Annotated in this window: 31 protein-coding genes; 11 read left to right on the top strand and 20 right to left on the bottom strand. The window is 66.1% G+C overall.

Going from position 1 to position 26,612, the window contains the following annotated elements; genetic code table 11:
- Positions 1-24 precede the first annotated feature (24 nt).
- Together AB4Z32_RS16765 and AB4Z32_RS16760 are read left to right on the top strand one after the other, a co-directional pair.
- Positions 25-186, top strand: a complete 162-nt coding sequence (locus AB4Z32_RS16765) for a hypothetical protein (RefSeq protein WP_442122994.1) — start codon at positions 25-27, stop codon at positions 184-186.
- Positions 187-204: 18 nt separating this feature from the next.
- Positions 205-936 carry a helix-turn-helix domain-containing protein gene (locus AB4Z32_RS16760; RefSeq protein ID WP_442122993.1) on the top strand — a complete coding sequence of 244 codons (732 nt, stop codon included), beginning with the start codon at positions 205-207 and terminating at the stop codon, positions 934-936.
- Positions 937-939: 3 nt separating this feature from the next.
- Here the strand turns inward: AB4Z32_RS16760 and AB4Z32_RS16755 are convergent, their stop codons facing one another.
- The 16 genes from AB4Z32_RS16755 to gpmA form a co-directional block, all read right to left on the bottom strand.
- Entirely contained in the window at positions 940-1,677 is a 738-nt protein-coding gene (locus tag AB4Z32_RS16755) for a type II secretion system protein N (RefSeq protein ID WP_442122992.1), read from the bottom strand.
- A gap of 11 nt (positions 1,678-1,688) precedes the next feature.
- On the bottom strand, positions 1,689-2,909 hold the full coding sequence (gene gspF, locus AB4Z32_RS16750; RefSeq protein ID WP_442122991.1) for a type II secretion system inner membrane protein GspF: 1,221 nt from the start codon (positions 2,907-2,909) through the stop codon (positions 1,689-1,691).
- Complete coding sequence (gene gspE / locus AB4Z32_RS16745; RefSeq protein WP_442122990.1) at positions 2,909-4,336, bottom strand: type II secretion system ATPase GspE; 1,428 nt, start codon at positions 4,334-4,336, stop codon at positions 2,909-2,911. The genes gspF and gspE overlap by 1 nt, the downstream gene beginning before the upstream one ends.
- A gap of 6 nt (positions 4,337-4,342) precedes the next feature.
- Positions 4,343-6,709, bottom strand: coding sequence for a type II secretion system secretin GspD (gene gspD / locus AB4Z32_RS16740; protein WP_442122989.1), 2,367 nt, complete (start codon positions 6,707-6,709; stop codon positions 4,343-4,345).
- Positions 6,709-7,482, bottom strand: a complete 774-nt coding sequence (gene gspN, locus AB4Z32_RS16735; RefSeq protein WP_442122988.1) for a type II secretion system protein N — start codon at positions 7,480-7,482, stop codon at positions 6,709-6,711. Before gspN ends, gspD begins: the two co-directional genes overlap by 1 nt.
- Positions 7,479-7,997 carry a type II secretion system protein GspM gene (gene gspM / locus AB4Z32_RS16730; protein ID WP_442122987.1) on the bottom strand — a complete coding sequence of 173 codons (519 nt, stop codon included), beginning with the start codon at positions 7,995-7,997 and terminating at the stop codon, positions 7,479-7,481. Before gspM ends, gspN begins: the two co-directional genes overlap by 4 nt.
- Positions 7,994-9,202: a type II secretion system protein GspL gene (gspL, locus tag AB4Z32_RS16725; RefSeq protein ID WP_442122986.1), complete on the bottom strand. Its 1,209-nt coding sequence runs from the start codon at positions 9,200-9,202 to the stop codon at positions 7,994-7,996. The genes gspM and gspL overlap by 4 nt, the downstream gene beginning before the upstream one ends.
- Positions 9,203-9,237: 35 nt before the next feature.
- Positions 9,238-10,329 carry a type II secretion system minor pseudopilin GspK gene (gene gspK, locus AB4Z32_RS16720; protein ID WP_442122985.1) on the bottom strand — a complete coding sequence of 364 codons (1,092 nt, stop codon included), beginning with the start codon at positions 10,327-10,329 and terminating at the stop codon, positions 9,238-9,240.
- 20 nt (positions 10,330-10,349) lie between these two features.
- Positions 10,350-11,009 (bottom strand): PulJ/GspJ family protein, encoded by a 660-nt coding sequence (locus tag AB4Z32_RS16715; protein ID WP_442122984.1) that lies wholly within the window; start codon positions 11,007-11,009, stop codon positions 10,350-10,352.
- A gap of 20 nt (positions 11,010-11,029) precedes the next feature.
- Positions 11,030-11,410 (bottom strand): type II secretion system minor pseudopilin GspI, encoded by a 381-nt coding sequence (gene gspI, locus AB4Z32_RS16710; RefSeq protein WP_442122983.1) that lies wholly within the window; start codon positions 11,408-11,410, stop codon positions 11,030-11,032.
- A 5-nt stretch (positions 11,411-11,415) separates the two neighbouring features.
- A complete protein-coding gene (locus AB4Z32_RS16705; RefSeq protein ID WP_442122982.1) occupies positions 11,416-11,907 on the bottom strand; it encodes a GspH/FimT family pseudopilin in 492 nt (163 codons plus the stop codon).
- A 78-nt stretch (positions 11,908-11,985) separates the two neighbouring features.
- The gene (gspG, locus tag AB4Z32_RS16700) at positions 11,986-12,438 is read right to left on the bottom strand and encodes a type II secretion system major pseudopilin GspG (RefSeq protein ID WP_442122981.1); all 453 of its coding nucleotides are present in this window, start codon (positions 12,436-12,438) and stop codon (positions 11,986-11,988) included.
- 150 nt (positions 12,439-12,588) lie between these two features.
- Entirely contained in the window at positions 12,589-13,341 is a 753-nt protein-coding gene (locus AB4Z32_RS16695; protein ID WP_442122980.1) for a HesA/MoeB/ThiF family protein, read from the bottom strand.
- 10 nt (positions 13,342-13,351) lie between these two features.
- Entirely contained in the window at positions 13,352-14,848 is a 1,497-nt protein-coding gene (locus AB4Z32_RS16690) for a S41 family peptidase (protein ID WP_442122979.1), read from the bottom strand.
- A gap of 9 nt (positions 14,849-14,857) precedes the next feature.
- On the bottom strand, positions 14,858-16,294 hold the full coding sequence (locus AB4Z32_RS16685) for a murein hydrolase activator EnvC family protein (protein ID WP_442122978.1): 1,437 nt from the start codon (positions 16,292-16,294) through the stop codon (positions 14,858-14,860).
- A gap of 2 nt (positions 16,295-16,296) precedes the next feature.
- Positions 16,297-17,043: a 2,3-diphosphoglycerate-dependent phosphoglycerate mutase gene (gene gpmA, locus AB4Z32_RS16680; protein ID WP_442122977.1), complete on the bottom strand. Its 747-nt coding sequence runs from the start codon at positions 17,041-17,043 to the stop codon at positions 16,297-16,299.
- 93 nt (positions 17,044-17,136) lie between these two features.
- Between gpmA and AB4Z32_RS16675 the strand changes: the two genes are divergently transcribed.
- The 5 genes from AB4Z32_RS16675 (at position 17,137) to AB4Z32_RS16655 (ending at position 20,041) form a co-directional block, all read left to right on the top strand.
- A complete protein-coding gene (locus tag AB4Z32_RS16675; protein WP_442122976.1) occupies positions 17,137-17,541 on the top strand; it encodes a rhodanese-like domain-containing protein in 405 nt (134 codons plus the stop codon).
- Positions 17,542-17,560: 19 nt separating this feature from the next.
- The gene (gene grxC, locus AB4Z32_RS16670; protein WP_442122975.1) at positions 17,561-17,830 is read left to right on the top strand and encodes a glutaredoxin 3; all 270 of its coding nucleotides are present in this window, start codon (positions 17,561-17,563) and stop codon (positions 17,828-17,830) included.
- A gap of 137 nt (positions 17,831-17,967) precedes the next feature.
- Positions 17,968-18,441 carry a protein-export chaperone SecB gene (gene secB, locus AB4Z32_RS16665; protein WP_442122974.1) on the top strand — a complete coding sequence of 158 codons (474 nt, stop codon included), beginning with the start codon at positions 17,968-17,970 and terminating at the stop codon, positions 18,439-18,441.
- Between the two features lie 99 nt (positions 18,442-18,540).
- Complete coding sequence (locus AB4Z32_RS16660; RefSeq protein WP_442122973.1) at positions 18,541-18,996, top strand: SH3 domain-containing protein; 456 nt, start codon at positions 18,541-18,543, stop codon at positions 18,994-18,996.
- A gap of 13 nt (positions 18,997-19,009) precedes the next feature.
- On the top strand, positions 19,010-20,041 hold the full coding sequence (locus AB4Z32_RS16655) for an NAD(P)H-dependent glycerol-3-phosphate dehydrogenase (RefSeq protein WP_442122972.1): 1,032 nt from the start codon (positions 19,010-19,012) through the stop codon (positions 20,039-20,041).
- Between the two features lie 63 nt (positions 20,042-20,104).
- Here the strand turns inward: AB4Z32_RS16655 and AB4Z32_RS16650 are convergent, their stop codons facing one another.
- The 4 genes from AB4Z32_RS16650 to mscL are packed head-to-tail and all read right to left on the bottom strand — an operon-like array spanning position 20,105 to position 22,824.
- Complete coding sequence (locus AB4Z32_RS16650) at positions 20,105-20,488, bottom strand: cupin domain-containing protein (protein ID WP_442122971.1); 384 nt, start codon at positions 20,486-20,488, stop codon at positions 20,105-20,107.
- A 14-nt stretch (positions 20,489-20,502) separates the two neighbouring features.
- Positions 20,503-21,195, bottom strand: coding sequence for a DUF2461 domain-containing protein (locus AB4Z32_RS16645; RefSeq protein ID WP_442122970.1), 693 nt, complete (start codon positions 21,193-21,195; stop codon positions 20,503-20,505).
- A gap of 26 nt (positions 21,196-21,221) precedes the next feature.
- Complete coding sequence (locus AB4Z32_RS16640; protein ID WP_442122969.1) at positions 21,222-22,385, bottom strand: Do family serine endopeptidase; 1,164 nt, start codon at positions 22,383-22,385, stop codon at positions 21,222-21,224.
- 10 nt (positions 22,386-22,395) lie between these two features.
- Positions 22,396-22,824, bottom strand: coding sequence for a large conductance mechanosensitive channel protein MscL (gene mscL, locus AB4Z32_RS16635; RefSeq protein WP_442122968.1), 429 nt, complete (start codon positions 22,822-22,824; stop codon positions 22,396-22,398).
- 255 nt (positions 22,825-23,079) lie between these two features.
- Between mscL and petA the strand changes: the two genes are divergently transcribed.
- The 4 genes from petA (at position 23,080) to AB4Z32_RS16615 (ending at position 26,590) form a co-directional block, all read left to right on the top strand.
- The gene (petA, locus tag AB4Z32_RS16630; RefSeq protein WP_442122967.1) at positions 23,080-23,694 is read left to right on the top strand and encodes a ubiquinol-cytochrome c reductase iron-sulfur subunit; all 615 of its coding nucleotides are present in this window, start codon (positions 23,080-23,082) and stop codon (positions 23,692-23,694) included.
- Position 23,695: 1 nt separating this feature from the next.
- Positions 23,696-25,105: a cytochrome b gene (locus AB4Z32_RS16625; RefSeq protein ID WP_442122966.1), complete on the top strand. Its 1,410-nt coding sequence runs from the start codon at positions 23,696-23,698 to the stop codon at positions 25,103-25,105.
- 21 nt (positions 25,106-25,126) lie between these two features.
- A complete protein-coding gene (locus AB4Z32_RS16620; RefSeq protein ID WP_442122965.1) occupies positions 25,127-25,888 on the top strand; it encodes a cytochrome c1 in 762 nt (253 codons plus the stop codon).
- A 90-nt stretch (positions 25,889-25,978) separates the two neighbouring features.
- Positions 25,979-26,590 carry a glutathione S-transferase N-terminal domain-containing protein gene (locus AB4Z32_RS16615; protein ID WP_052234221.1) on the top strand — a complete coding sequence of 204 codons (612 nt, stop codon included), beginning with the start codon at positions 25,979-25,981 and terminating at the stop codon, positions 26,588-26,590.
- Positions 26,591-26,612: the final 22 nt, after the last annotated feature.

The following is a 26,612-nucleotide window of genomic DNA, read 5'->3' as shown; positions in this document are numbered from 1 at the left end:
GCGCTTGCAACCCGGCAGAGAATGATGCTGCGTGTCCAACCGGCACCACCGCTCAAGCCGCGCAACCCCTTCGCCGGCTTCGCCAAGCAGCGCTCGGCCGGCTCCCACGAGAAGCCGGTCGCCAGCGAAAGGCTGGCCGCCAAGCGCGCGCTGAAGAAGGTCAAGCTGGAAGCCGACGACGAGTAAGCACAAACGACAAAGCCCATGAGCTCACCCGACATGCTGCTGGACGTCCTGCGCGCCGAGCTGCGCGCCGCGGGCATCACCTACAAGATGCTGGCCGACCGCATCGCGATGAGCGAATCGAGCATCAAGCGCATGTTCGGCCAGAAGGACATGACGCTATCCCGCCTGGCCCAGATCTGCCAGGCCGCCGGCATCGCCCTCGAAGACGTGCTGCGCCGCGCGGCCGACGCCCGGCCCCAGGCCGACACCCTCACCCTCAATCAGGAAACCTCGCTGGTCGCCAATCCGCGCCTGCTGCTGATGGCGATCTGCTGCCTCGGGCACTGGAGCCTGGAGCAGATCGTCGAGACCTACCGCCTGACCGAGCCCGAATGCATCGGCCTGCTGGCCGAGCTGGACCGGCTGGGACTGATCGAACTGAAACCCCTGAACCGCTACAGCCTGCGCGTCTCGAACGCCTTCCGCTGGCTGCCGGACGGCCCGGTGCAGCGCTATTTCCGCGAGCATGTGGTGGGGGATTATTTCGACGGCCGCTTCGACGGCCCGGGAGAAGCGCTGATGTGCCTGCCGGCGCGGCTGTCGCTGGCCAGCGCCGGCGAACTGGTGGAAAAAATCCACCAACTGGCCGGCGAACTGGCGCGCCTGCACCGCAACGACCGCCGCCTGCCGCCGCGCGAACGCGACGGTTTTACCTTGCTGGTGGGGTTCCGCTCCTGGGAATTCTCCGCCTTTACGGCACTCCGCCGTTAAGGTTTATTGCGTGGTCGGCACCGCGCCACCGGCCGGGCTGCCGGTCGAGCGGGTCGGCGGCGGCATCTGTACCGGCGCCGGGGGCGGGGGCGGGTTGTTCACGTTCGGATTGTTTTGATTGTTCTGGTTGGCGGGCGCGGCGTTCGGGTTGGCCGGCGGCGGCGCCTCATGCTGCTGGGTGGGCTCGGCCTGGTTGCCGAACTCCTGGCTCTGGGTCGACTGCTGGATTGCACCCGGCGCCATTGGCGGCTCCGGCGTGGCGCCGACCGGTAGCGGCGGTGGCGCATTGGGTGTTGCCGCCGGCGCTCCCGGAGGAACCGCGGCGCCGTCCATGGACGCCGCCGGCTTGGTGTCGGCCGCCAAGTCGAGCCGCTTCATGACGCCGCCATCGGACAGCATCACATAGCGCGGATGCACCTCGGCCAGGGTAATGCCCGGCGCCACTTCCTTGCCCACCTTCAGCGCCTTCGGCGGCGAGCCCTCGGCCACGATGATGGCCACGCTGTCGCGCCCGGCGGCAACGATGCCGGTCAGCTGGTAATTGCTTGCGCTGGCGGTGGCGGCCTGTCCACCGAACAAGGTTGCGGCAGCATCGATCGACGGCTCCGGCATGCTCGTGCGCGGCACCGCGGCGATCGGGCGCTGCACTGGCTTGTACAGCTGCATGATCCAGTAGGCGAGCGAGGCCGCCAGCAGGATCACGCCGAGCAGGCTCAAAACGAGGGGCAAACGCTTGTTCATCAATTTCCTTATCAGCGCACCAACTGGTTGATTTCAATGATCGGCATCAGCACCGCCAGCACGATCAGCAGCACGACCAGGCCCATGGCCAGGATCAGCACCGGCTCGAGCAGGCCGGCGATGGTCAGTGCACGGCGCTCCAGGTCGGCCTGCTGGGAATCGGCGGCGCGCTCCAGCATGGCCGGCAATTCGCCGGTGATCTCGCCGGCGCGGATCATGTGCACCAGCATCGGCGGGAAATACTTCTGGACCGACAAGGCCCGCGCCAGGCTCACGCCCTCGCGCACGCTGGCGGTCGCGTCCTCCACCAGCCCTTTCATGGCCACGTTCGACAGCGTGTCGCGGCTGGTTTCCAGCGCGCGCAGGATCGGCACCCCGGAACCGGTGGTGATCGCCAGGGTGCTGGCGAAACGCGCCGTGTTCAGGCTGCGCTCGAAGCGGCCGTAGACCGGGGCATCCAGCAGCCAGGCATGCCAGCGCAGCTTGAGCGCGGGATTGCGCAGCGCCCGGCGCCACATGATCCAGGCCCCGACGATGGCCAATCCCACATAGATGCCGTAAGCGCGCGTAAAGTTCGACACGCCCAGCATCATGATGGTCAGGAAAGGCAGCTTCTGCTTGGTGTTGGCGAACACCGAGACGATCTGCGGCACCACGTAGGTGAGCAGGAAGATCACGATCGCGAACGCGACCACGGTAACGATGGCCGGATAGGTGAACGCCAGCCGCACCCGCTGCACCAGCGCGTTGCGGCGCTCGATATAGTCGGCCAGGCGCGCCAGCACGCGCGCCAGCTGGCCGATCTGCTCGCCGGACGAGACCAGCGCGCGGTAGATCTCGGCGAAGTCGCGCGGGTGGCGCGACAGCGCGCTGGAGAAGGAGGCGCCACCCATCACCTCGGAACGGATCGAGGCGATCAGGTCGCGCATGTAGGGGCGCTCGGCCTGTTCCAGCAGGGCCGTGAATGCCTGTTCGAGCGGCAGGCCCGCTTCCAGCAAGCTGGCCAGCTGGCGCGTAAACAGGGCCAGCTCGACCTGGGACAGGCGTTCGCCGAAGCCGCGCGAACGGGTCGCCCCGCTCTCGTCGACCTGGGCCGCGATGGCCTCGACGCTCAGCGGCGTCAGGCCCTGCAGGCGCAGGTCGGCGCGTGCGGCGCGCGGGCTGTCGGCGTTCAGCACGCCCTTGCGGGTGACGCCACCGGTATCGACGGCTTCATAGCGGAATGCCGGCATCAGTCAGCCTTCGTCACGCGGACCAGCTCGGCTTCCGTGGTCACGCCGTCGCGGACCCAGCGTTCGCCGTCCTCGCGCATGGTCTTCATGCCGGATTTCAGCGCGGTGTCGCGGATCTCGGCTTCCGACACCTGGTTGTGGATCTGCGCGCGGATCTGCTCGTTCGTTTCCAGCAGTTCGTAGACGCCGACCCGGCCGTGGTAGCCGGTATGGCCGCAGCGCTCGCAGCCGACCGCCTGCCACTGGCCGTTGCCATCCTGCTTCTTGCAGTAGGGACAGAGCTTGCGCACGAGGCGCTGCGCCATCACGCCCAGCAGAGATGACGACAACAGGAAGGGCTCGATGCCCATGTCCAGCAGACGGGTGACGGCCGAGGCGGCATCGTTGGTGTGCAGGGTCGCCAGCACCAGGTGGCCGGTGAGCGAAGCCTGGACCGCGATCTGCGCGGTTTCGAGGTCGCGGATCTCGCCGATCATGATCACGTCCGGGTCCTGGCGCAGGATGGCGCGCAGGGCTTTGCCGAAGGTCATGTCGATGCGGGCGTTGACCTGGGTCTGGCCGATGCCCGGCAGGTCGTATTCGATCGGATCCTCCACCGTCATGATGTTGGTGGTGGTCGCGTTCAGGCGCGACAGCGAGGCGTACAGCGTGGTGGTCTTGCCGGAACCGGTCGGGCCCGTCACCAGCACGATGCCGTGCGGCTGGTTGATCATCCTGTCGAACTGCGGCAGCAGGCTCTCGCTCATGCCGAGGTGGCCGAGGTCGAGGCGGCCCGCTTCCTTGTCGAGCAGACGCAGCACGGCGCGCTCGCCGTGGCCGGTCGGCAGGGTCGAGACGCGCACGTCGACCGGCTTGCCGCCCACCCGCAAGGTGATGCGGCCGTCCTGCGGCAGGCGTTTCTCGGCGATGTCCAGCTGGCTCATGATCTTGATACGCGAAATGAGCGAGGCGTGGATCGCCTTGCGCGGCCGCACGATATCGCGCAGCGCGCCGTCGATGCGGAAGCGCACCACGGAAGTCTGCTCGAAGGGCTCGATATGGATATCGGAGGCGCCTTCGCGCAGCGACTGGGTCAGCAGCGCATTGATCATGCGGATCACCGGGGCGTCGTCGGACGATTCCAGCAGGTCTTCGATGGCCGGCACGTCCTGCAGCAGCTTGGTGAGGTCCAGGTCGGCATCGAATTCGTCGGCCACCTGGGACGCGTCGCCGCCGGCATTGGCGTAGGCGGCGGCGATCGCCGCTTCCAGTTCGGCGCGGTCCATGCGGTGCAGGGCGATGCGGCCGAAACGGCGCGAGACTTCCGCGATCGCGGCCGGCTTGGTCGCGTTCGAGACCAGCACTTCGACGGCCTGCGAAGGGTCGCCGTTGGAACGCGCCAGCACGCCGTAGTCACGTGCGAATGCGTAGGGCAACAGGTTAGTCATGGTTCATCAATTCTGGGTCGGCGATGCCGGCCGGTATTCGGGCTGCTGGACGGGCTGCTGGGCCGGAGACTGGGCCGGCTGCACCGGGCGGTACTGCGGCTGCTGGGACTGCCCAGGCCGGACCGGCTGGTTGGTGCCCGGACCGGTGGCGGCGCCCGGCCGCGGCGCAACCGGCGCCGGCGGCGGCATCGTGGCCATCGCACCGCCCGCGGGCGGCTGGCCATTGGTTAATGGAGGCAGCATCGGCGCACCGAGGTTGCGCAGCAGGACCGAATCGTCGACCGGCTGGCTGGCCTCGCCGGTGGCACGCATCAGCTCATAACGGTCCATCGAGACGCTGGTGTTCTGTTCCTTGCTGCGCACCACCACGGGACGCAGGAAAACCATCAGGTTGCGTTTGACGCGGCTGCGCGTCTGGTACTTGAACAGGTTGCCGATGATCGGCAGGTCGCCCAGGCCACGCACCTTTTCGACGTTGTGGCCTTCGTCATCCGAGATCAGGCCACCGAGTACGATGATCTGGCCATCGTCGGCCAGCACGTTGCTTTCGATCGCGCGGACGGTGGTGATGATGCCGCCCGAGTTGGTCGGAACCGAATTGTCGATCCCCGAATTCTCGTGGTAGATCGAGAGCTTGATCGTACCGCCTTCGGAAATCTGCGGGCGCACCTTCAGCAGCAGGCCCACGTCCTTGCGGTCGACCGTCTGGAACGGATTGCTGGCCCCGCTCGCACCGGTCGTGAACGAACCGGTGATGATCGGAATGTTCTGGCCGACCTTGATCGTTGCCAGCTCGTTATCCAGCGTGATCATGTTCGGCGTGGACAAGATATTGGCGTTGCCGTCGCTTTCAAGGGCGCTGGCGATCGCGCCCAGGCCCAGCTTGCCGTTGATCTGGCGGAAGATACCGACCGACAGGCCGCTCAGCGACGGCAGGCTGCTGCTGGTGCCGCCGGTGGTGCCGGTGCCGCCCAGGCCGCCGGCCGCGGCCGCCGCCAGGTTGATGATGTTGTTGGACTGGCCGCTGTTGAAGGACTGCAGGCCACCCACGCGGTACCTGCTGGTGTTGTCGCCGGACAGGCCGACCCACTGCACGCCGAACTCGGACGCCTTGTTCGAGGTGATCTCGACCACCAGCGCCTCGATGTAGACCTGGGCGCGGCGCACGTCGAGCTGGTCGATGACGGCGCGCAGGTTGCGGTAGACCGCGTCAGGCGCGGTGATGATCAGGCTGTTGGTCGAGGCGTCGGCCTGGATGAAGCCGGAGCCCTGGCCGCCGCCGCCGCCGGCCGCCGTGGCCTGGCCCTGCTGGGCGAAGGTATTGCCGGTGCCGCCCATGCCGACGCTGCTCTGCTGGCCCTGCTGGCCGCCGAGCCCGCCGGCGCCACCGGTGCCGCCGGCGCCGGCGGACTGGATCGAACCGCCCGAGGTGCCCTGCTGCTGCACCGGCACCGCCGAGGCATCCTGCGACACCACCGCGCGCAGGGTCTGCGCGACCTTGCTGGCGTCGGCGTTCTTCAGGTAGACGACGTGGATGTTGCCGAGTTCGGCAGTCGGCTGGTCGAGCTTGGCGATCAGGCTTTTCGCCATGTTCGCGCGCGCCGCCGAGGGCGCACGGACGATCACCGCGTTGGTGCGCGGATCGGCCAGCACGGTGACGCGGCCGGCGTCGCCGCCCGGACTCGGCTCCATCAGGCGCGTGACCAGGGTCGCGACGTCGCTGGCGATGCCGTTGCGGATCGGCACCACGTCGAGGTCGCCGGTGGACGGCGCGTCGAGCGCGGCGATGATCTTCGACAGGCGGCGCAGGTTGTCGGCGTAGTCGGTAATGACCAGGCTGTTGTTGCCCGGATCGGCCATGATCGAGTTGTTCGGCGAGATCAGCGGGCGCAGCACGGCCGTCAGGTTGGCCGCCGATTCGTGCTGCAGGCGGTAGACCTGGGTCGCGATCTGGTCGCCGCGCGCCTTCGAGCCGCCGACCCCGACCTGGGTCGGCGAGGACTGCAGCTTGGCTTCGGCTTCCGGCACCACCTTCGCGTAGCCGTCGCCTGTGACCACCGCATAGCCCTGCAGGCGCAGCGCCGAGGTCAGCAGGGCGAAGGCCTGGGCCTTGCTCAGGGTGCGCTCCGACACCAGGGTCAGCGTACCCTTGACGCGCGGGTCGATGATGAAGGTCATGCCGGTGTAGTGCCCGACCGCCTTGATCACCGACTCCATGTCGGCGTTGACGAAGTTGAGCGCGGCGCCGCCGCCTTCCTGGGCAAAGGCGGGCGCGGGCGCAACGGCCGTCACGACGGCGCAGCACAGCATGGCGCCGGCGACGATGCGGCGCAGGGCCGGAAGTTGCAGGGTGCTACGGTGGGTGTTTTTCATTATCTGAACTCTAATGCGATTATGTTCTTGCCGTTCACCATTCGGCGCTGGCCCAGCAGGTTGAGCAGGTTGCCCAGCGAGTCTTCGTATCCTTCGGCCGCTTGCGCCTGGCCCGAGAATCGCAGCCGGCCGTTTTCCAGCGTACCACTACCAGAGAGCAAAAGCGCGCCGCGCACGGTACGCAGGGACAAGTCCGCCCGCTGTCCGCGCCAGTCCATCGCCAGCTCGTAGCTGCCGAGCGGCTTTACCGGACTCATGCGCGACCCCATATCGGTCAGCGACAGCACGGTCCGTCCCTGCACGGCCACCGCCTGGCCCTGGCGTGCGATGTCCAGCAGATTCCACGACAGCCTGATCACGCCCGACGGCGCCAGCGTGTTCAGCGGCGCGCCCAGCCCGGCCAGGCCCTCGGCCGGCAGCAGCAGTTCGCCGGCGCTGACCTGCCATTGCGACCAGCTGCCGCTGATCCTGACCGGCTGCGCCAGCGCCTTGTCGTTTGCCAGTTCCATGCTGACCTGGCCGAACAGCACCAGCGGCGACAGCCGCCAGCTGAACCGGCCCGGCAGCAGCGGCGTCACCGCCCCGCCCTCGCCCGGGGCGCCGCCCACGAAGGCCGAGCCGCGCCACAGCGTACCCTGCGCATCCCCCAGAGTCAAACGTCCGCCCGTCTGGCGCTCGACCATCGGTCCCAGCCACGCCGCCGGCAGGAACACGAGGATCGTGACGGCGACCGCGAGCACGCTCAGCCCGATCCACAGCAGCGCCTGCCTCATTGAGCGTTGCCGGTGTTCTGGCGCAGCGTCAGGCTGGCATCGACCTGGCCGGCCGCCGGCAAGGCGGTCACGACGGCGTCCTGCACCAGCACGCGGTTGCTGCGGCGCTGTTCGTCGAGCCAGCTTGCCAGGTTGGCGAACGACACGTTATTCAGTTGCAGCTTGATGTACTCGCCCGTCATCGACAGCGATTGCGGCGTCAGGCTGCGTCCGCTGAGGCTGGTGCTGACGGTCTCGCGGGTGAGCGGCGCCACCTGGATCGCCGGCGCCTGCGCCAGCTTGGTCGCTTCCTGGGCCATGACCTGCAGTTCGGCGGCCTGCTGGCGCAGTTGCGGCAGGCTGCGGTTCAGCAGGGCGCGGCCCTCGACGGCCGGGTCGACCAGGATCAGGTAGAGCAGCGCCAGCAGCACGACGGCGCCGCCGACGCCCAGGAAGCGCCGTTCCTGTTCGGTGCGCGAAAGCCAGAGCGCGGTGGCGCGCTCGCGGTATTGGGCGATGGTGGTGGCGAAACTCATTGCTTGACTCCTGTGCTGCGGATCACCCAGCTGCCCGGTGCGGTCTCGTCGAGACTCATGTTGCGGGCGGCCAGGGCGCTGCGCAACTGGCCCGTCAAACCGGGGTCGACGGTTTCGGGTTTGACTTTCACCGACAGCGCGCGTTCGCGGTATTCGATTGACGCAATGCCGGGCTGACGCGCGAGAGACCGCGTCGCTTCGCCGAGGGCCGATGCCATCCAGGTGAATTCGTCGGGCGCGACGTCGCCGGTGCTGGCGCGGGCGCGCGCGATGTTCTGGCGCATCTGGGCCACCGGATCGAGGATCGTGGTCTGGTTCGGATACACCGAGCGGAAAGTCTGGGTCATCGACTGGCGTACGGTCTCGGCTTCGCGCTTCAGGCGCAGCCATTCGATATTCAGGCCGATCAGGTTGACCGCCAGCGCCAGCAAGGCCAGGCGGATCGGCCAGCGCCAGCGGCGCCAGTCGCGCGGCTGGCTGCCGGCGGCGCCGAGGCCGCTCACCAGGTCGAGCGCGGTGCTCTTCGAGCCGGCGATCCAGTGCGCCCAGTCGTCGGTTTCGAGGGCGATGCCGGGACCGGCTTCCGAAGCAAGGGCCTGGTATTCGCCCAGCTGGCCGGCCGGCACGTAGAGCACCAGCGGGGCGTCGCCGCTGAAGGCGCGCGCGGTCTGCAGCACCACTGCCGGGACGGCGTCGAGCGCCAGGCCGAAGCCCTGGAACAGGCCCTGGCGCAGGGTCAGTTCGGCGCCCTGGATGGCAGCCGAGACGCTGCCCGGCTGCAGCGGCAGGCAGAGCTGGGCCGGCACGGCGGCGACCGAGCGCGCGCCCTGGGCCAGCAGGCTGCGCACGATGGCTTCCAGCCAGTCGCGGTCGACCACGGCGATCGGACGGGTCTCGTCCGGCTGCTGGGGCGCGGCCACCAGCACGTGGTCGGCCGGATCGCCCAGGATGTGTTCTTCGACCAGGCCGGGCAGCGCCGCCTTCAGGCGCGCGCCGGTCAGCGGCGGAGCCTGGACCGACAGCAGGCTGACATCGGTGCCGGCCAGCAGCAGCACGACCCGGTTACCACCGACCAGGTCGCCGAGGTTGCGCAGCGGGCCTTCGCCCTGCTGCTCGATGACGCCGCCGTCGTTCACGAGGGCGAAGCGGCTCAGCGCATGTTCGCCTTCCGCGCGGGCGGGATGCCGGATATACAGTGTAGTCAATCTGTCTCTCTTTCTTTCAGAGCGCCGCTCTTGTCTTAGTATTGGCGGATCCACACCACTTGCGCGCCGCCACCGGCAATCAGGGTCGGAAAGCGATGGATCAGCGCCTCGGCGTCCAGGGCAGCACGGTCGAGGCGGATGCGGCTGTCTACCAGGAACCAGTCGCTCTTGACGCTCGCAGCACCCGGCGTGATCGGCCTGCTCTCTCCAATTTCTGACGAAAAATAATTAATGTCTCGCCAGGCTGCGCGCTGCCGCCGTACGACCAGCGAATTCGCTTCCGACACCGACATGTTCGGCACCAGGGATGCCAGCACTTCCGCCGGCGCCGTGTTGACGTTCACCGGCGTCACGTCCGGCAGCACGATCACGAAGGGCCGCAGGCGCTCGACCATGGCCGGCGTGAAGCCCGGCACCGTCAGCAAATCATCTACCGCCAGGAACTTCATCGGCGAGCCGGCCACGCTGCTGCGCGACGCGCGCGCCAGGTTGCCGGTCGGCGGATTGGCGGTGCCGCCCGTACCTCCCGCCGCGCCGCCGGCCGCGCCGCTTGCCACGCCCTGTCCGATGTTCCCGCCCTCGCCGCTGGTCCCGCCCGTCGGTGTGCCGCCGGCCGGTGTCCCGCCCTCTGGCGTGGCCGCCTCCAGCGGCTGGCCGGCGGCGACGAAGGCGGCGACCCGCGCCGCCAGCTGCTGGTCCATCTGCAGGTTGCGCAGCAGGCGGCCGAAGATCTCCATCTGGCCGGCGTCCACCTGGCCCTTGTCGGCAAGGTTGCGCAGATTGTAACGCGAGCATGCGTCGATAATGTTGCCCGACAGCGTAGCATCGAAATTTTCGCCTTGGACCCGCTCGCGTTCGATGTACTGGTCGAGCCGGGTTTCGGCCAGCGGCGTGGCCCAGACGTGGTCGAGCGCGGTGTAGTCACGGTGGTCGAGGCCGTCCTGGAACAGCACCAGGCTGGCCCAGTCGAGGGCGCCGCGCAGGATCCACTTGGTCTGCAGGGTCAGGCGCTGGTTCTCCATCGAGCGTACCTGCACCTGCTGCTGCCAGAACAAGCTGGCGACGATCGAGATCGCCAGCGTGGTCAGCAGCAGCGCGGTGATCACGGCGACGCCGCGTTCACGCATGCCCCCGATTCGTGGCCGTCTCATGGTTCCCCCAGCAGGAAAGACTTGGTCATCGGTACATCCTGGCCCTGCACCTGCAGCGCCACCTGCAGCCCGGTCGGCGGCAGCGGCACGGTATTCGGGTCCTGCTGTGCCGGCGGCGTACCGTTGGCGGCGGCGGCGGCGGCCGCGCCGCCGGTGGTGGCCGCGCTGGTCGACTGGCGCCAGGCGCGGTTCTCCCAGGTCAGCACCTGCATCCCGGTGACGCCGGCCTGCAGCGCGACGGCGCCGCTGGTGTCGGTGTCGCTGATCGCGGCCTGCCACATGCCGTCGAGCTGGGCCAGGTCGCGCACGGCGGCGGTCTCGCGCCGTATCAGGCTGCCGTTGATGACGCGGTAGGCCACCACCTGCAGGCGCGAGGGCTGGTTCTCGGTGAACACCTCGCGCACCATCGTGAAACGGTCGGTCCCGGTCAGCAGGTAGGGACGGCGGTCGAGCACGTCGCGTCCGGCGATGTGCTCGCAGTCGCTCTGCATCTGGGCGAAGGCCAGCTGCATGCCGCGCGTGGACTCCATCTGGTTGGTCAGCGCCACGCGCGCGCGGATGATGCCGTCCAGCCCGCGCCAGCCGAGCACCGCGACGATGGCGAGGATGCTGATCGCCACCAGCAGTTCGACCAGGGTGAAGCCGCGTCGGCGCATGAATTTCACGGACCCGGGTTTCATAGTAGACGCGGCCTTAGGACAAGTTGGACCAGCTTGACGATGCGCCGGTTCGGATTGTCGATGTCGAATACCGAGACTTCGACGCGGCGCAAACGCGGGTTCGGGCTGGCGAACACTTCTTCCTGGCAGACCAGGTGCAAATCGCCCTGCGGGCAGTCGAAACCGCGCTTGCCGATTTCCGGGAATTCCTTGCCCAGGCGGATCTGCACGAGGCGGTTCTCGGCCGACCAGGTCGCCATCAGCGAGGAGCGCAGGCCGCTGCTGTTGGCGGTCAGGCTGCCCACCGCGCGCAGGCCGGCGCCGAGCGCAGTACCGACGATGACCAGCGCCACCAGCACTTCGAGCAGGGTGAAACCGTGGGAGCGGGACGTTTTCATGCTTCTCATTCGACCGTGAAGTGGCCGACGCCGTCGGCGCGGATCGCGACCCGGTTGCCGCCGCTGGCCAGTACCAGCACGAAGGGCTTGTCGACCGGCTCGCGGCCGAAGGTGATGCGCAGCGGATTGACGGTGCCGGCGCTGGCCGGATCGAGCAGCAGGGTGATCGGGGCGTTCTTGAAATCGCGCTCGCGCAGCAGGTCGTCGCCGCCGCCGATCGGTTCCCAGCGCGTCTCGTTGCGGACCAGGAAGTGGTAGCGCTCGGGCGTGGCTTCGAAGGTGACCGGGCGGTTGCGCACGATCGCCTCGTCGCGCGCCAGCTGCAGCAGCAGGGTCAGGCGCTGGGCCTCGGCCTGCAGGTCCTGGCGCGGGCTGGGGATCGCGTTGAGCGAGGCCAGTCCCAGCGTGATGCCGATGATGACCATCACGACCATGATCTCCACGAGCGTGAAGCCACGGACCGCCATCCCGGCGCGTCCGCGCGCGTGCTTAGGCATCGGGCTTGATCTCCTCAGGCTGCTGGCCCGGCGATTTATCGGATGAGCTTATAGACCGGGCCCGTTTATCAGCTTGACTTATTTGTCCCAGGAGCCGACGTCGGCATCCTCGCCGGTGCCGCCCGGCTGGCCGTCGGCGCCCAGCGAGAACACGTCGACTTCCCCATGCAGGCCCGGCGACAGGTACTGGTAGTTATTGCCCCACGGGTCTTTCGGCAGCTTCTCGACATAGCCGCCCTCTTTCCAGCCGTTCGCGGCCGGGCCGGTGGTGGGCTTCTGGACCAGGGCCTGCAGGCCCTGCTCGGTGGTCGGATAGCGCTGGTTGTCCAGCTTGTACAGCTTGAGCGCCTGCATGATGGTAGCGATGTCGGTCTTGGCGGCGGTCACGCGCGCCTCGCCGGTACGGCCCAGCAGCTTGGGCACGACCAGCATGCCGAGGATGCCGATGATGACCACGACGACCATGATCTCGACGAGGGTGAAGCCGCCCTGGCGGCGCCGCTGCGACATGCGATGCGTAATGTTCTGCATAGAATATTGTTGGATGGTAGTCGGAAGAACCGATCTAGTATAAGGCCGAATGCGCATAGCTCCGCATTCGGAAGACTTTCCAATTGTAAGCCAGGAGCAAGGGCACTGCACTGCTTGTCAGTGTGCCCATCCTCTCTATTATTGGAACGATCAGGCGCGTCCGCCGCACACCGGACAGCCGGGATTGCGCCCCACCTGCACCTCGGTCCACTCCATGCCGCGGCCGTCCAGCATCAGCAGGCGCCCGGTCAGCGGCCGCCCGCAGCCGGCCAGCAGCTTGAGGGCCTCGGCCGCCTGCACCGCGCCGATCACGCCGACCAGCGGCGCGAACACGCCCATGGTGCTGCAGGCCACGTCTTCGAAGCGGCTGTCCTCGGGGAACAGGCAGGCATAGCAGGGAGACGCCGGGTCGCGCACGTCGAATACCGAGACCTGGCCGTCGAAGCGGATCACGGCGCCGGCCACCAGCGGCACGCCGGCCTGCACGCAGGCGCGGTTGACGGCCTGGCGGGTGGCGAAGTTGTCGCTGCAGTCGAGCACGAGGTCGCTGGCGGCCACCAGTTCGCGCAGGCGCTCGCCTTGCACGCGCTCGCGCAGGGCCGTTACTTCGATCTCGGGATTGATCTGCATCAATGCTTCGCGACCGGACTCGACCTTGGGCCGGCCGATCCGCGCCGTCGTGTGCATGATCTGGCGCTGCAGGTTGGTCAGATCGACCTCGTCGTCGTCGACCAGGGTGATGTGGCCGACGCCGCTGGCCGCCAGGTAGAGCGCGGCCGGCGAACCGAGGCCGCCGGCGCCGACGATCAGGACGCGCGCATCCAGCACCCGCTGCTGGCCTTCGATGCCGACCTCGTCGAGCAGGATATGGCGCGAATAGCGCAGCAGCTGGCGGTCGTCCATTACTTCCCGGTCACTTCTTCGTGCCCTTCACCTCGGGCGGCTTCTGCTCGGTGCCCGGCAGTGCGGCCGGCGCCGGGGCGTCGTCCGCCGGGTCGGCCTTGGCCAGCTTGACCGGCAGGCCCTTGAAGTGCTTGATGGCCTGGGCCAGCTGGAAGTCGTCCTTGCCGCCGAATTCGGGCGGGGCGGCGCTCTTCAGCATGGCCAGGGTGCGCTGCTCTTCCTCCAGTTCGTCACGCTTGGCGCTGACCGAGCCGTTCTTGCCCACGGCTTTCGCATCGCCCTCGTTCGACAGGTGACGGTCGAGGTCGGCTTCGCGCACGCGCAGCGCGTTCAGGCCGTCGCCCTCCGCGGTCTCGTCGACCTTGAGGTCGGGGACGATGCCGCGCGCCTGGATCGAGCGGCCCTTCGGCGTGTAGTAGCGCGCCGTGGTGAGCTTGACCGCGGTGTTCTCGGTCAGCTGGCGCAGGGTCTGCACCGAGCCCTTGCCGAAAGTCTGGCTGCCCATCACGATGGCGCGCCTGTAGTCCTGCAGGGCGCCGGCCACGATCTCGGACGCCGAGGCCGAGCCGGTGTTCACCAGCACCACCATCGGCACCGTCTTCAGCGCCGCCGGCAGCTTCGCCAGCGGGTCGCTGCCCGGCTTGGCGTAGAAATCGCGGCGGCCGTAGAAGGTGGCGTTCGATTCCGGCAATTGCCCCTTGGTGGAGACGATCACCTCGTTCTGCGGCAGGAAGGCGGCCGACACGCCGATCGCGCTCGGCAGCAGGCCGCCCGGGTCGTTCCTCAGGTCCAGCACCAGGCCCTTGATGTTCGGGTTCTGGGCATACAGGCCCCTGACCTTCTCGACCAGCTCGTCGACGGTCTCTTCCTGGAACTGGCTGATCCGCAGCCAGGCATAGCCCGGCTCGACCAGTTTGGCCTTGACGCTCGCCACGCGGATCTCTTCGCGCTCGACCGGCACCACCCAGGGCGTGTCGGCGCCGCGCCGGGCGATGGTCAGCATCACCTTGCTGTGCGGTTCGCCGCGCATGCGCGAGATCGCCTCGTCCAGGGTCAGGCCCTTGACCGGCACGTTGTCGATGCGGGTGATCAGGTCGCCGGCCTTGATGCCGGCCTTGAAGGCGGGGGTGTCCTCGATCGGCGAGACGATCTTCACGTAGCCGTCTTCCATCGCCACCTCGACGCCGACGCCGACGAACTTGCCGGCCACCGTTTCGCGCATCTCGGCGAAGTCCTTCTCGTCGAGGTAGACCGAGTGCGGGTCGAGCGAGGCGACCATGCCGGCGATGGCGTCGGACAGCAGCTTCTTGTCCGCCACCGGCTCCACGTAGTCGCTCTTGATCAGGCCATAGACGTCGGCCAGCTGGCGCAGCTCATCCAGCGGCAGGGGCGCTGCGATACCTGACGGCGCGCCCTTCTGCGCCAGCGCCGAGAACTGGACCGAGGCCGCGATGCCGGCCACCATGCCGATGCCGACCAGACCGAGGTTCTTGAGTTTCTTGCCCATTCCTGTTCCCTAGAATTTGACCCAGCCGGCCGGATCGATCGGTTTGCCCAGATGCCTGAGTTCGAAGTATAGACCCGATTCTCCGTTACCGCCGGTGCTGCCTGCGCTCGCAATCACCTCGCCGGCCTTGACCGAATCGCCGACGTGCTTCAGCAGGGTTTCGTTGAAACCGTAGATCGACAGGTATTCGCCGCCGTGGTTGACGATGATCATATTGCCCCAGCCGCGCATCCATTGCGCGTGCACGACCCGGCCCGGGCCGATGGCGCGCACGTCGGTGCCTTCCGGCGCCTTGATGAACATGCCGCGCCATACCGGGCCGTCGGCGCGCTTGGCGCCGAAGCGGGCCGCGATGGTGCCGGAGATCGGCGCGCTCAGGCGGCCGCGCAGGCTCTCGAAGGTGCCGCTCGGCAGGTCGGCGGCCAGCGCGGTATCGGCCGAGCGCGGCGCCGGTTTGGTTTCGGCCGGCTCTTCGGCCACCTGCGGCTCTTCCTTGACCGGCGCCGGCGGTTTATACGGCTTGCCGTGCTTGGCCGCTTCGCGCGCCAGGCGCTCGCGTTCGGCCTGTTGTTCTTTGGCACGCGCCAGTGCGCGCGCCTTCGCTTCGGCCGCGGCCTTGGCGCGCGCGGCGGCCAATTCCTGCTGGCGCTTGCGCTCGGCGGCGGCGGCGAGTTCCTGTTCGTGGATCAGGCGGGTCAGGCGGTCGACCAGGCCGCTCATGCGCTGTTCGTCCTGCTCCAGCTTGGTCGCCTGCTTGCGCTGGGCCACCAGCTTGCTCGACAGGTTCGACAGCAGGCCGGCGCGCTTGGCCTTTTCCTTTTCCAGCAGCGCCTTCTGGTCGCGCTGCTCCTGGGCGATTTCTTCGAGTTCGTCCTTGGCGTTCTGGGTCTCGGCATGGTTGGCCTCGACCGCCGCCAGGTTCTCGCGCAGCGAGGTCAGCAGCTTGGCCTGGGCTTGCGACACATAGGCCATCATCTGCAGGTCGCGGTTGATGCGGTTCGGGTTGTCGCCCGACAGCAGCAGCTTGATGCGGTCTTCGTTACCGGCGATATAGTGCTCGCGCAGCATCTTGGACAGCTGCCGCTTCTGCGCGGCGATGGTCTGCGCCAGGCGCTCCTGCTGGGCAGCCAGGTCTTGCAGCTTGGTATTGGTCGCAGCCTGCTCGCCGGCCAGTTCGCGCAGCGAGCGGTTGGCGTCCGAGATCGCCTCTTCCGATTCGGCCAGTTCGTCGGCCGCGTCGTCCTTTTCGCTCTCGGTGCGGCTGATGTCCTTCCTCAGCGCATTCAGCTTCTGCTGGATGCCGGCGCGCTGGGCCTCGGCCTGCGCCTTCTCCTTGCTACGGACGGTCTGGCGTGGCGCGGCCTGGGCCGTCACTATGGACAGCGCACAGGCGAGCAGGCCGCACAGCAGCGCACTGCCGGCGGACTTCAATGCAGGAAGTTGCAAGGTTACTTTGCCTTACCTTGGTTGGCCACGGCAGCCATGGCGGCCGCGATCGCTTCCTGGTCGCCCAGGTAGTAATGGCGGATCGGCTTCAGGTTCTCGTCCAGTTCGTACACCAGCGGGGTGCCGTTCGGGATGTTGAGGCCGACGATGTCGGTGTCGCTGATGTTGTCGAGCATCTTGATCACGGCGCGCAGGCTGTTGCCGTGGGCCGAGATCAGGATCTTCTTGCCGGCGCGGATGGCCGGCGCGATCTCTTCATCCCAGGCCGGCATCACGCGTGCGACGGTGTCCTTCAGGCATTCGGTCAGCGGGATCTGTGCCTTGTCCAGGCCGGCGTAGCGCGGATCGTTGAACGAGGTGCGCGGATCCGTGTCTTCCAGCGCCGGCGGCGGGGTATCGTAGCTGCGGCGCCAGACCAGCACCTGCTCGTCGCCGAACTTGGCGGCGGTCTCGCCCTTGTCCAGACCCTGCAGGGCGCCGTAGTGGCGCTCGTTCAGGCGCCAGTCGTTCTTGACCGGCAGCCACATCATGTCCATCTCGTCCATGGCCAGCCACAGCGTGCGGATGGCGCGTTTCAGGACCGAGGTATAGGCCAGGTCGAAGGTGAAGCCGGCTTCGCGCAGCATGCGGCCGGCGGTCTTGGCTTCCTTGACGCCCTTCTCGGTCAGGTCGACATCGGTCCAGCCGGTGAAGCGGTTTTCCAGGTTCCACGTGGATTCGCCGTGGCGCATGAATACGATTTTGTACATAGGCTCTTCAGATAAAAAAATTGGCGGGAAATATCGATCCAGCTTCTATTTTATAATGCGACGATTCAATTCAGTTCAACCGACGGAAACTTCGTGAAATTCATCCTTGACCATATCTTCGTTGTTGCGATCGCCGTGATTTCCGGCGCTGCCCTGCTGTGGCCCGCGATCGCTCCGCGCGGCCGCCGCGCCACCCACCTGCAAGCGACCCAGATGATGAACCGTGGCAAAGCCACGGCCGTGATCGACGTGCGCAGCAGCGAGGAGTTCGCCGCAGGCCACTTGCGCGACGCAAAAAACATTCCGCTGGCAGACTTGGCCAATCGCATCGGCGAGTTGGACAAGTCGAAAACCAAGACCGTGATCGTGGTCTGCCAGAGCGGCGCCCGTGCCGACAAGGCGGCGCGCCAGCTCAAGGCGGCCGGCTTCGAAGACGTCTACAGCCTGGATGGCGGCATCGCGGCCTGGACGGCTGCCGGCCTGCCCGTGACCAAATAACTGTTCGAAAGGATTACCGATGACTGCACATGTCGTTCTCTACCACACCGCGGCCTGCCCCTATTGCGTGCGCGCCGAGCGCCTGCTGGAAGCCAAGGGCGTGACCGACATCGAGCGCATCCGCGTCGACCTCGACCCGGAACAGCGCGCCATCATGATGCAACGCACCGGCCGCCGCACCGTGCCGCAGATCTACGTCGGCGACACCCACGTCGGCGGCTTCGACGACCTGTACGCGCTCGACCAGGCCGGCCGCCTGGATCCGCTGCTGAAGGGCGAGGCAGCCTGAACCCGAGCCTGAAACGCACTTGACGGCGGGGCGCCGGCAACGCTATTGAATCCGAGTTGGTTTTGATACAATTGCCGACGCCTTGACACTCAAGCACGGGCGAGACTTGCCCTTTACATAATTAACGAAAGCGTTCCATGGCTGACGAAAACCTGCAACCCGTGTTCCAAATCCAGCGTATCTACCTGAAAGATATGTCGCTGGAACAACCGAATTCCCCGGCGATCTTCCTCGAGCAGGAAGCGCCGACCATCGAGGTCTCGCTGGACGTCGGCGCCGAAGGGATCGCCGATGGCATCTACGAATCGACCGTGACCATCACCGTGACCGCCAAGGTCAAGGACAAGGTCGCCTTCCTGGTCGAGGGCAAGCAGGCCGGCATCTTCGAAGCCCGCAACATCCCGGCCGACCAGATGGATCCGCTGCTGGGCATCGGCTGCCCGAACATCATCTATCCTTACCTGCGTAGCAACATCGCCGATTTCATCACCCGTGCCGGCTTCCCGCCCGTGCACCTGGCTGAAATCAACTTCGAAGTGTTCTACCAGCAGCGCCGCCAGGCGCTGGCCGAACAGGCTGCCGCGGCTGGCACCCCGGCTGGCAACCAGTAATACCTCCCGGGCTTCCGGCTTTGCCTGCACCAGGCGAAGCCGGGAGCTTGTTGTTCCCGTCCTGCCTTTTGGCGCGTGTCGTTTTCCCAAAGGCCTGTCATGCTCTGCGTCCGTTTCCCTTACCGTGTCATCGCAGGCAGCATCCTGATGCTGGCGTCCTGTGCGGCCGCGGCATTCGACTTCAAGACGGTGGGCGCGCATTCCGTGATCCTGTACGACGCCCCGTCCATCAAGGGCGGCAAGCTGTTCATCGCCCCGAGCGGCATGCCGGTCGAGGTCATGATCAGTTATGGCGACTGGGTCAAGGTGCGCGACGCCGCCGGCGATCTCGCCTGGACCGAGGCGCGCGGCCTGTCCGCCAAACGCAATGTGATCGTGCGCGTGGCTTCCGCCCGCGTCCGCGCCGCACCGGAAGACAATGCCCCCGTCGTAATGACGGCCGATAAGAACGTCCTGCTCGAACTGGTCGATCCGGAAGCCGGCCCGTGGGTGCGCGTGCGCCACCGCGACGGCATCGCCGGCTACGTCAGGGCGTCCGACGTCTGGGGAATCTGACCCTGCCCACCACATGCACGAAACCAAACAATCCCAACCCATCACTGTCCTCGGCGCCGGCGCCTGGGGCACGGCGGTCGCGATCGCGCTGGCCGCCCGTCATGACGTCCTGCTGTGGGGCCGCAACCCCGAGCAGATGGCCGCCACCGAAGCGGCGCGCGACAACCTCGCTTACCTGCCCGGCCATCCGCTGCCGCCGTCGCTGCGCGTGTCCGCCGATTTCGAGGCGGCGCTGGCCCACGTGACCGAAGCCGCCCCCGGCACCACGCCGCTGCTGATCGCGGCCTGCCCGGTGGCCGGCCTGCGCCCGCTGCTCGAACAGCTCAAGGGCCGCAACATCCCGAACGTCGTCTGGCTGTGCAAGGGTTTCGAATACGGCACCGGCCTGTTGCCGCACCAGGTGGTCCGCGAAGTGCTGGGTGACAGCGTGCCCGGCGCGGCCCTGTCCGGCCCGTCGTTTGCCCAGGAAGTGGCGCGCGGCCTGCCTTGCGGACTGACGGTGGCGTCCAGCTCGGCCGAGCTGCGCGAACGCGTGGTCTCCCTGGTGCACGGCGGCAGCGTGCGCGTGTACGCCTGCGACGACATGGTCGGCGTGGAAGTGGGCGGCGCGGTGAAGAACATCCTGGCCATCGCCACCGGCGCGGCCGACGGCCTGGGCCTGGGCCTGAACGCGCGCGCGGCCCTGATCACGCGCGGGCTGGCCGAGATCACCCGCCTCGGCATCACCCTCGGCGCCCAGCCGGCCACCTTCATGGGCCTGACCGGCATGGGCGACCTGATCCTGACCTGCACCGGCGACCTCTCGCGCAACCGCCGCGTCGGCCTGGCGCTGGCCCAGGGCAAGCAGCTCGACGCCATCGTCAAGGAACTCGGCCACGTGGCCGAAGGCGTGCCCTGCGCCAAGGCCGTGCGCGAACTGGCGGCGAAGCTCGGCGTGGACATGCCGATCACCAATGCGGTGGCCGGCGTGCTGTTCGATGGCGCCTCGGTGCAGGAAACCGTGGATCAGTTGCTGGCGCGCGATCCGCGCAACGAGTTGGCTTGATTGGTATGTGGGCACGCATCCCAGGCCACTGGCCTGAGATGCCCCACCGCGTTCGGTGAAAATTCAGCCGTTCGACGCCGGGCGTGCGTCGCGGTGGGTCGGCCCGCCGCTGTTGTCGCCCGGGTGCAGCAGGATGGTCATCAGGGCCACGGCGTCCTGGTTGGCGCGCACGGCATGCGGCTCGCCACCGGCCAGGTAGACCATTTCGTTCGGCCGCAGGATGGTGGTACGGCCGTGGGCGTCGAACGCGATCTCTCCTTCCAGGCACAGCAGCGTCATTTCCCCTTCGACCCGGTGCTCGGGCAGCGGCTTCTCTTTCGGCAGCACCAGCCGGATCAGTTCCATATGATCGGTCTTGATCAGTGCGATCGATGTGAAGTTCGCGATGTCGTCTTCGCCCCGCTCAAGTGCGATGCATTCGCCGGATCTTGCATGCTGCAAGGCCATGGTGTTCTCCTTAATTACGCTGTCTCGTCAAATGTCTGCGGCACCCCGCGCAGCCAGTTGACCAGCGCGGTGGCGTCCTTGAAACCTTGCGCGAGCTGGGGCACCAGTTTTTCCGGTGCGTTGACGTCGAGCTTGACCTCGATCCAGACGAAATAGCTCTTGAGCTTCAGGTATTCGACCAGCGGATGGTTCGGGTCGAAGCCTTTCGGCGGACGCTGCAGTTTGTCTTCCGGGTTCAGGTCGCCATAGGTCTCGCGCAGATGTTTATTCTTCAACATTTTGCTGAAACCTGTCGCATCGTTGACCACGTGTTCGCGGATCGCCTTCAGGCGCGGTGCCGGCGGCAAGTATTCGCCGGCGCCGAACAGCAGGGTGCCGTCGGCTTCGATGTGGAAGTAATAGGTCGGGCCGCCGGCTTCGCTGGGACGGCGCTTGTCGCCCGGCGCGATGCCGGCCGAGAAATGCGTTTTATATGGCGTCTTGTCGTGCGAAAAGCGGGTATCGCGCTGGAAGCGGAACATCGCCTTCTTCGGATCGCAGGCCGCCACTTGGCGGTCGAACTTCGAGATTTCCCGGATCAGTTGCGTCAGCGTCTCGAGGAACTCGGTGCGCAGGATGTCGTAGCGGGGCTTGTTCCAGAGGAACCAGGGACGGTTGTTGTTGTCCTTGAGTTCGGTGAGGAATTGCGTCAGGTCGCGCAGATGCATAAGTTTTTCTTATTCAACAAAAGGAGTCAAGGGGTCTGGCGCGGGCGGCGGCCGACCGTGACGTCGAGGGTGGACTGGCGGTTCTTGCGCATCACCGTCATCTTCGACTTGCCGCCGGGCGGCAGCTCGGCGATCAGGTTCAGCATGTCGTTGGTGCTGGACACCTTCTTGCCGTCCACCGCCAGCAGGATGTCGCCGGGGCGCATGCCGGCGCGGTCGGCCGGGCCGCCGCGCACCACGCCGGCGATGATGGCGCCGCTGTCGCGCCCGAGGCCGAAGCTGTCGGCCAGTTCCGGCGTGATGTCCTGGGATTCGATGCCGATCCAGCCGCGCACCACCTGGCCGTGCTTGACGATGGAATCGAGCACGTTCTTGGCCGTCGAGACGGGAATCGCGAAGCCGATGCCGACCGAGCCGCCGGTCTGGGAATAGATCGCCGAATTGATGCCGAGCAGGTTGCCATGGGTGTCGACCAGGGCGCCGCCCGAGTTGCCGAAGTTGATCGCGGCGTCGGTCTGGATGAAATTCTCGAAGTGGTTGATGTGCAGGTTGTTGCGGCCCAGCGCAGAGATGATGCCGAGGGTGACGGTCTGGCCGACGCCGAAGGGATTGCCGATCGCCAGCACGACGTCGCCGACCCGCGCCGCATTCGTATCGCCCAGCACGATCACCGGCAGCTTGTCCGCCTTGATGCGGATCACGGCGAGATCCGTTTCCGGATCGGTGCCGACGATGCTGGCCGCGGCCTTGCGGCCATCGGCGAGGCCGACCTCGATCTCGTCGGCGCCTTCGACCACGTGGTAATTGGTCAGGATATAGCCGTCGGCGCTGACGATCACGCCCGAGCCCAGGCTGGCCATCTGTTCCTGCGGCGGCAGCTTGTCGCCGAAGAAGCGGCGGAAGAAGGGATCCTTCAGCAGCGGGTGGGTTTCGCGCAGGGCCTTGCTGGTCAGGATATTGACCACCGCCGGCATCGCGCGCGCCGCGGCATCGCGGTAGCTGCCCGGCGCCGCGCCATTGGGCGCCTGCAGCACCGGCACCCCGCGGCCGGGACCGCCGATCCCGACCTGGGTCGGCGCCCGCTGCACCGACAGCGCTCCCAGCCACTCCGGACGCAAGGCCGCGATCACGGCATAGATGCCGAGGACGATCGTGACGGTTTGCGCGAACAGGAGCCAGGTGCGCCGCATGCCAGCTACTTTATCGGCTCTTCAGCGAGTCGCGGATTTCGCGCAGCAGCAGGATTTCTTCCGCGGTGGCGGCCGCTGCCGCCGCTTCTTCCTTGCTGACGAAGGTGCTACGCATCCGGTTCATCAGCCGTACCATCTGAAAGATGATGAAGGCCAGGATCAGGAAGTTCAGCAAGACCGTCAGAAAATTACCGTAGGCCAGCACCGCACCGGCCTTCTTCGCCTCGGCCAGCGGCAGACCATACGCCTGTCCGTTCAAAGGCAAGTAATAACTGGCGAAGTCGAGACCGCCGAAGATCTTGCCGATCGGTGGCATGATCACATCCTGCACCAGCGAATCGACGATTTTCCCGAACGCCCCGCCGATGATCACGCCGACGGCCAGGTCGACGACATTGCCCTTCATCGCGAATTGCTTGAACTCCTGCATCATTCCCATTTACGCCTCCCTTTACGTGTTGGACATCCTCCAATGATGATACCCGAAAGGCCGGGTTGCTCCAGCCCCAGAATGTTCGCTTTGCCCCGGCAAGGCAGACGGGAAAATGCACATTTGGAAGTCATCATGACCGTAAGAACGTTTTTTCTTTAATTTGCAAAACTGTTCACATATAATCGACTGTTGCAATAAAGGTTTTTACCTATTTGCAATCTATTGCATTGCAGCATTTCGCATTTGACGAATGGAGTTGGTATGAGTAATGAGAAGCAGGTCGATACAGGCCGGCGAGGCTTGCTCGTGGCTACATGCGCGGCGGGCGGCGTTGTCGGTGTTTCAACGGCCGGAGTTCTGGTAAGTACTTTCCAGCCTTCGGAGCGAGCGAAGGCGGCCGGCGCGCCGGTCGAGGTGGACATCTCCGACGTCAAGCCTGGCGAACTGAAAGTGGTGGAATGGCGAGGCAAGCCCGTCTGGGTCCTGCGCCGTACCCCTGAAATGCTGGCGAGTCTGCCGAAGAACGACAATCTGGTCGCCGATCCGAAATCGGAAAAGCCGTACCAGATGGAGACGCCTTCCTACGCCAAGAACGAAACCCGGTCGCGCCAGGAGCACAAGGAAGTGCTGGTCGCGGTCGGTATCTGCTCCCACCTGGGCTGCTCGCCCTCTTCCCGCTTTGCCGAAGGTCCGCAGCCGAACCTGCCGGACGACTGGCACGGCGGCTTCCTGTGCCCTTGCCACGGGTCGACCTTCGACCTGGCCGGCCGCGTTTTCAAGAACAAGCCGGCGCCGGCCAATCTCGACGTCCCCCCGTACATGTACCTGTCCGATAACAAGATCCTGATCGGCAAAGACGAGAAAGGCGAGGCATAAGATGGGCGCAGCTTTCAAGGAAACCAAACTCCCGGCCGATGCGCCGAAGAGCCAGAAAGCGCTGGCCTGGGTCGACGACCGCTTCCCCCTGTCGAAGCTGTGGAACGATCAATGGGGCAAGTACTACGCCCCGAAGAACTTCAACGTCTGGTATATCTTCGGCTCGCTGGCCATGCTGGTGCTGGTGCTGCAGATCGTCACCGGCATCTTCCTGACCATGCACTACAAGCCGGACGCCGCCCTGGCCTTCGGTTCGGTCGAATACATCATGCGTGAAGTCCCGTGGGGCTGGCTGGTGCGCTACATGCACTCGACCGGCGCCTCGATGTTCTTCATCGTGGTCTACCTGCACATGACCCGCGCGCTGCTGTACGGTTCCTACCGCAAGCCGCGCGAGCTGATCTGGCTGTTCGGTTTCGCCACCTTCCTGTGCCTGATGGCCGAGGCCTTCTTCGGCTACCTGCTGCCCTGGGGCCAGATGTCGTACTGGGGCGCCCAGGTGATCGTCAACCTGTTCAGCGCCATCCCGCTGATCGGCCCGGACCTGTCGCTGTGGATCCGCGGCGACTACGTGGTGTCGGACGCGACCCTGAACCGCTTCTTCGCCTTCCACGTGATCGCGATCCCGCTGGTCCTGCTGGGCCTGGTGGCCGCCCACCTGATCGCGCTGCACGAAGTCGGCTCGAACAACCCGGACGGCATCGAGGTCAAGGAAAACCTCGGCCCGGACGGCCATGGCGTCGACATGATCCCGTCGCACCCCTACTACACCACCAAGGACCTGTTCGGCGTCTCGGTATTCCTGTTCATCTACAGCGCGGTGATCTTCTTCGCGCCTGAAATGGGCGGCTACTTCCTGGAGTACAACAACTTCCTGCCGGCAGACTCGATGAAGACCCCGCCGCACATCGCGCCGACCTGGTACTTCACGCCCTTCTACTCGGTGCTGCGCGCCACCACCTCCGACTTCATGTGGGTCGTGATGGCCGGCGTGGCCGCCTATGTCGTGTTCATCTGGCTGCGTTCGCGCCTGTCGTACAAGACCAAGATGGCCATCACCGCGATCGCCGTGGTACTGGAAATCGGCATGCTGTTCCTGGATGCGAAAGTGTGGGGCGTGGTGCTGTTCGGCTCCTCCGTCGTGATCCTGGCCCTGCTGCCGTGGCTGGACCACTCGCCGGTGAAGTCGATCCGCTACCGCCCCAGCTGGCACAAGTACGTGTACCTGGTGTTCGCCATCGCCTTCGTCGCGCTGGGCTACCTCGGCACCCAGCTGCCGACCCCGGCCTACACCTTGATCGCCCAGGCCTGCACCCTGATCTACTTCAGCTTCTTCCTCCTGATGCCGTGGTGGAGCGCCTCTGGCCGGTTCAAGCCGGTACCGAGCCGCGTGACCTTCACTCCTCATTGACCGCCACGGAAAAGGACAACCATGAATTTTTCGAAGAAGCTGCTCGCGGTCCTTGCCCTGCTGCCGGGATTCGTCTTTGCGAACGAAGGGACCTTCCCGCTGGACCGCGCACCGGAACGCACTGATGTTGCGTCACTGCAGAACGGCGCCAAGCTGTTCGTCAACTACTGCCTGAACTGCCATTCGGCGTCGGCAATGCGCTACAATCGCCTGCGGGACCTGGGCTTGTCTGAAGACCAGATCAAGAACAACCTGCTGTTCTCCGGCGAGAAGGTAGGCGACATGATGACGATCGCGATGCGCCCTGCGGACGCGAAAGCCTGGTTCGGCGCGGTGCCGCCGGACCTGTCGGTGATCACGCGTGCCCGCGCTTCCGGCGCCGGTTCGGGTGCGGACTACCTGTACACCTACCTGCGCACTTTCTACAAGGACGACACCCGCCCCACCGGCTGGAACAATATGGTGGTGCCGAACGTCGCCATGCCGCACGTGCTGTGGCAGCTGCAGGGTGTGCGCACCGCCAAAATGGTCGAGGAAGCCGATCCTCACGAGCACGGCAAGACGGTGCACAAGTTCGCCGGTTTCGAACAGGTCAGCAAGGGCGAGCTCACGCCGCAGGAGTTCGATACCCAGGTGGCCGACCTGGTCGCCTACATGAACTGGATGGCCGARCCGTCGCAGGACCTGCGCAAGCGGCTGGGCGCAATCGTGTTGCTGTTCCTTGCTGTTTTCGCTTTCCTTGCCTGGAGATTGAACGCTTCTTATTGGAAAGACGTAAAGTGATGTGATTGCCCGGTTATAATGCGGGCAATTATTATCTGGGGTGAGCCGCTCGGCGCTTCACCCCTTTGTTTCTTGAAGGAACTATAAACCATGATGGTTCTCTACTCCGGCACCACGTGCCCGTTCTCCCAGCGCTGCCGCCTGGTCCTGTTCGAAAAGGGCATGGACTTCGAAGTGCGCGACGTGGACCTGTTCAACAAGCCCGAGGACATCTCGACGATGAACCCGTACGGCCAGGTACCGATCCTGGTCGAACGCGAGCTGATCCTGTACGAATCGAACATCATCAACGAGTACATCGACGAGCGCTTCCCGCATCCGCAGCTGATGCCGGCCGACCCGCTGATGCGCGCCCGCGCCCGCCTGATGCTGTTCAACTTCGAAAAAGAGCTGTTCGTGCACGTGAACACGCTCGAGAACGAGCGCAGCAAGGTCGGCGACAAGAGCCACGACAAGGCACGCGCCGAAATCCGCGATCGCCTGACCACCCTGGCTCCGCTGTTCCTGAAGAACAAGTACATGCTGGGCGACGAGTTCTCGATGCTGGACGTCGCCATCGCCCCGCTGCTGTGGCGCCTGGATCACTACGGCATCGAGCTGTCGAAGACCGCCGCCCCGCTGATGAAGTACGCCGAGCGTATCTTCTCGCGTCCGGCCTACATCGAAGCGCTGACGCCGTCCGAAAAGGTCATGCGCCGCTAAGCGCCTACGGCGCTTTCGAGCT

The organism is Massilia sp. 2TAF26 (assembly GCF_052115005.1).
In the GTDB taxonomy this organism is placed as follows: Bacteria; Pseudomonadota; Gammaproteobacteria; order Burkholderiales; family Burkholderiaceae_D; genus Telluria.
Note: the sequence above shows the minus strand (reverse complement) of the source record. Positions and strands in the feature narration are given on the sequence as shown.

Coding starts and splice junctions, on each gene's coding strand:
- AB4Z32_RS16765 (WP_442122994.1), top strand. CDS start 25: ATGCTGCGTGTCCAACCGGCACCACCGCTCAAGCCGCGCAACCCCTTC.
- AB4Z32_RS16760 (WP_442122993.1), top strand. CDS start 205: ATGAGCTCACCCGACATGCTGCTGGACGTCCTGCGCGCCGAGCTGCGC.
- AB4Z32_RS16755 (WP_442122992.1), bottom strand. CDS start 1,677: ATGAACAAGCGTTTGCCCCTCGTTTTGAGCCTGCTCGGCGTGATCCTG.
- gspF (WP_442122991.1), bottom strand. CDS start 2,909: ATGCCGGCATTCCGCTATGAAGCCGTCGATACCGGTGGCGTCACCCGC.
- gspE (WP_442122990.1), bottom strand. CDS start 4,336: ATGACTAACCTGTTGCCCTACGCATTCGCACGTGACTACGGCGTGCTG.
- gspD (WP_442122989.1), bottom strand. CDS start 6,709: ATGAAAAACACCCACCGTAGCACCCTGCAACTTCCGGCCCTGCGCCGC.
- gspN (WP_442122988.1), bottom strand. CDS start 7,482: ATGAGGCAGGCGCTGCTGTGGATCGGGCTGAGCGTGCTCGCGGTCGCC.
- gspM (WP_442122987.1), bottom strand. CDS start 7,997: ATGAGTTTCGCCACCACCATCGCCCAATACCGCGAGCGCGCCACCGCG.
- gspK (WP_442122985.1), bottom strand. CDS start 10,329: ATGCGTGAACGCGGCGTCGCCGTGATCACCGCGCTGCTGCTGACCACG.
- AB4Z32_RS16715 (WP_442122984.1), bottom strand. CDS start 11,009: ATGCGCCGACGCGGCTTCACCCTGGTCGAACTGCTGGTGGCGATCAGC.
- gspI (WP_442122983.1), bottom strand. CDS start 11,410: ATGAAAACGTCCCGCTCCCACGGTTTCACCCTGCTCGAAGTGCTGGTG.
- AB4Z32_RS16705 (WP_442122982.1), bottom strand. CDS start 11,907: ATGCCTAAGCACGCGCGCGGACGCGCCGGGATGGCGGTCCGTGGCTTC.
- gspG (WP_442122981.1), bottom strand. CDS start 12,438: ATGCAGAACATTACGCATCGCATGTCGCAGCGGCGCCGCCAGGGCGGC.
- AB4Z32_RS16695 (WP_442122980.1), bottom strand. CDS start 13,341: ATGGACGACCGCCAGCTGCTGCGCTATTCGCGCCATATCCTGCTCGAC.
- AB4Z32_RS16690 (WP_442122979.1), bottom strand. CDS start 14,848: ATGGGCAAGAAACTCAAGAACCTCGGTCTGGTCGGCATCGGCATGGTG.
- gpmA (WP_442122977.1), bottom strand. CDS start 17,043: ATGTACAAAATCGTATTCATGCGCCACGGCGAATCCACGTGGAACCTG.
- grxC (WP_442122975.1), top strand. CDS start 17,561: ATGACTGCACATGTCGTTCTCTACCACACCGCGGCCTGCCCCTATTGC.
- secB (WP_442122974.1), top strand. CDS start 17,968: ATGGCTGACGAAAACCTGCAACCCGTGTTCCAAATCCAGCGTATCTAC.
- AB4Z32_RS16660 (WP_442122973.1), top strand. CDS start 18,541: ATGCTCTGCGTCCGTTTCCCTTACCGTGTCATCGCAGGCAGCATCCTG.
- AB4Z32_RS16655 (WP_442122972.1), top strand. CDS start 19,010: ATGCACGAAACCAAACAATCCCAACCCATCACTGTCCTCGGCGCCGGC.
- AB4Z32_RS16650 (WP_442122971.1), bottom strand. CDS start 20,488: ATGGCCTTGCAGCATGCAAGATCCGGCGAATGCATCGCACTTGAGCGG.
- AB4Z32_RS16645 (WP_442122970.1), bottom strand. CDS start 21,195: ATGCATCTGCGCGACCTGACGCAATTCCTCACCGAACTCAAGGACAAC.
- AB4Z32_RS16640 (WP_442122969.1), bottom strand. CDS start 22,385: ATGCGGCGCACCTGGCTCCTGTTCGCGCAAACCGTCACGATCGTCCTC.
- mscL (WP_442122968.1), bottom strand. CDS start 22,824: ATGGGAATGATGCAGGAGTTCAAGCAATTCGCGATGAAGGGCAATGTC.
- petA (WP_442122967.1), top strand. CDS start 23,080: ATGAGTAATGAGAAGCAGGTCGATACAGGCCGGCGAGGCTTGCTCGTG.
- AB4Z32_RS16625 (WP_442122966.1), top strand. CDS start 23,696: ATGGGCGCAGCTTTCAAGGAAACCAAACTCCCGGCCGATGCGCCGAAG.
- AB4Z32_RS16615 (WP_052234221.1), top strand. CDS start 25,979: ATGATGGTTCTCTACTCCGGCACCACGTGCCCGTTCTCCCAGCGCTGC.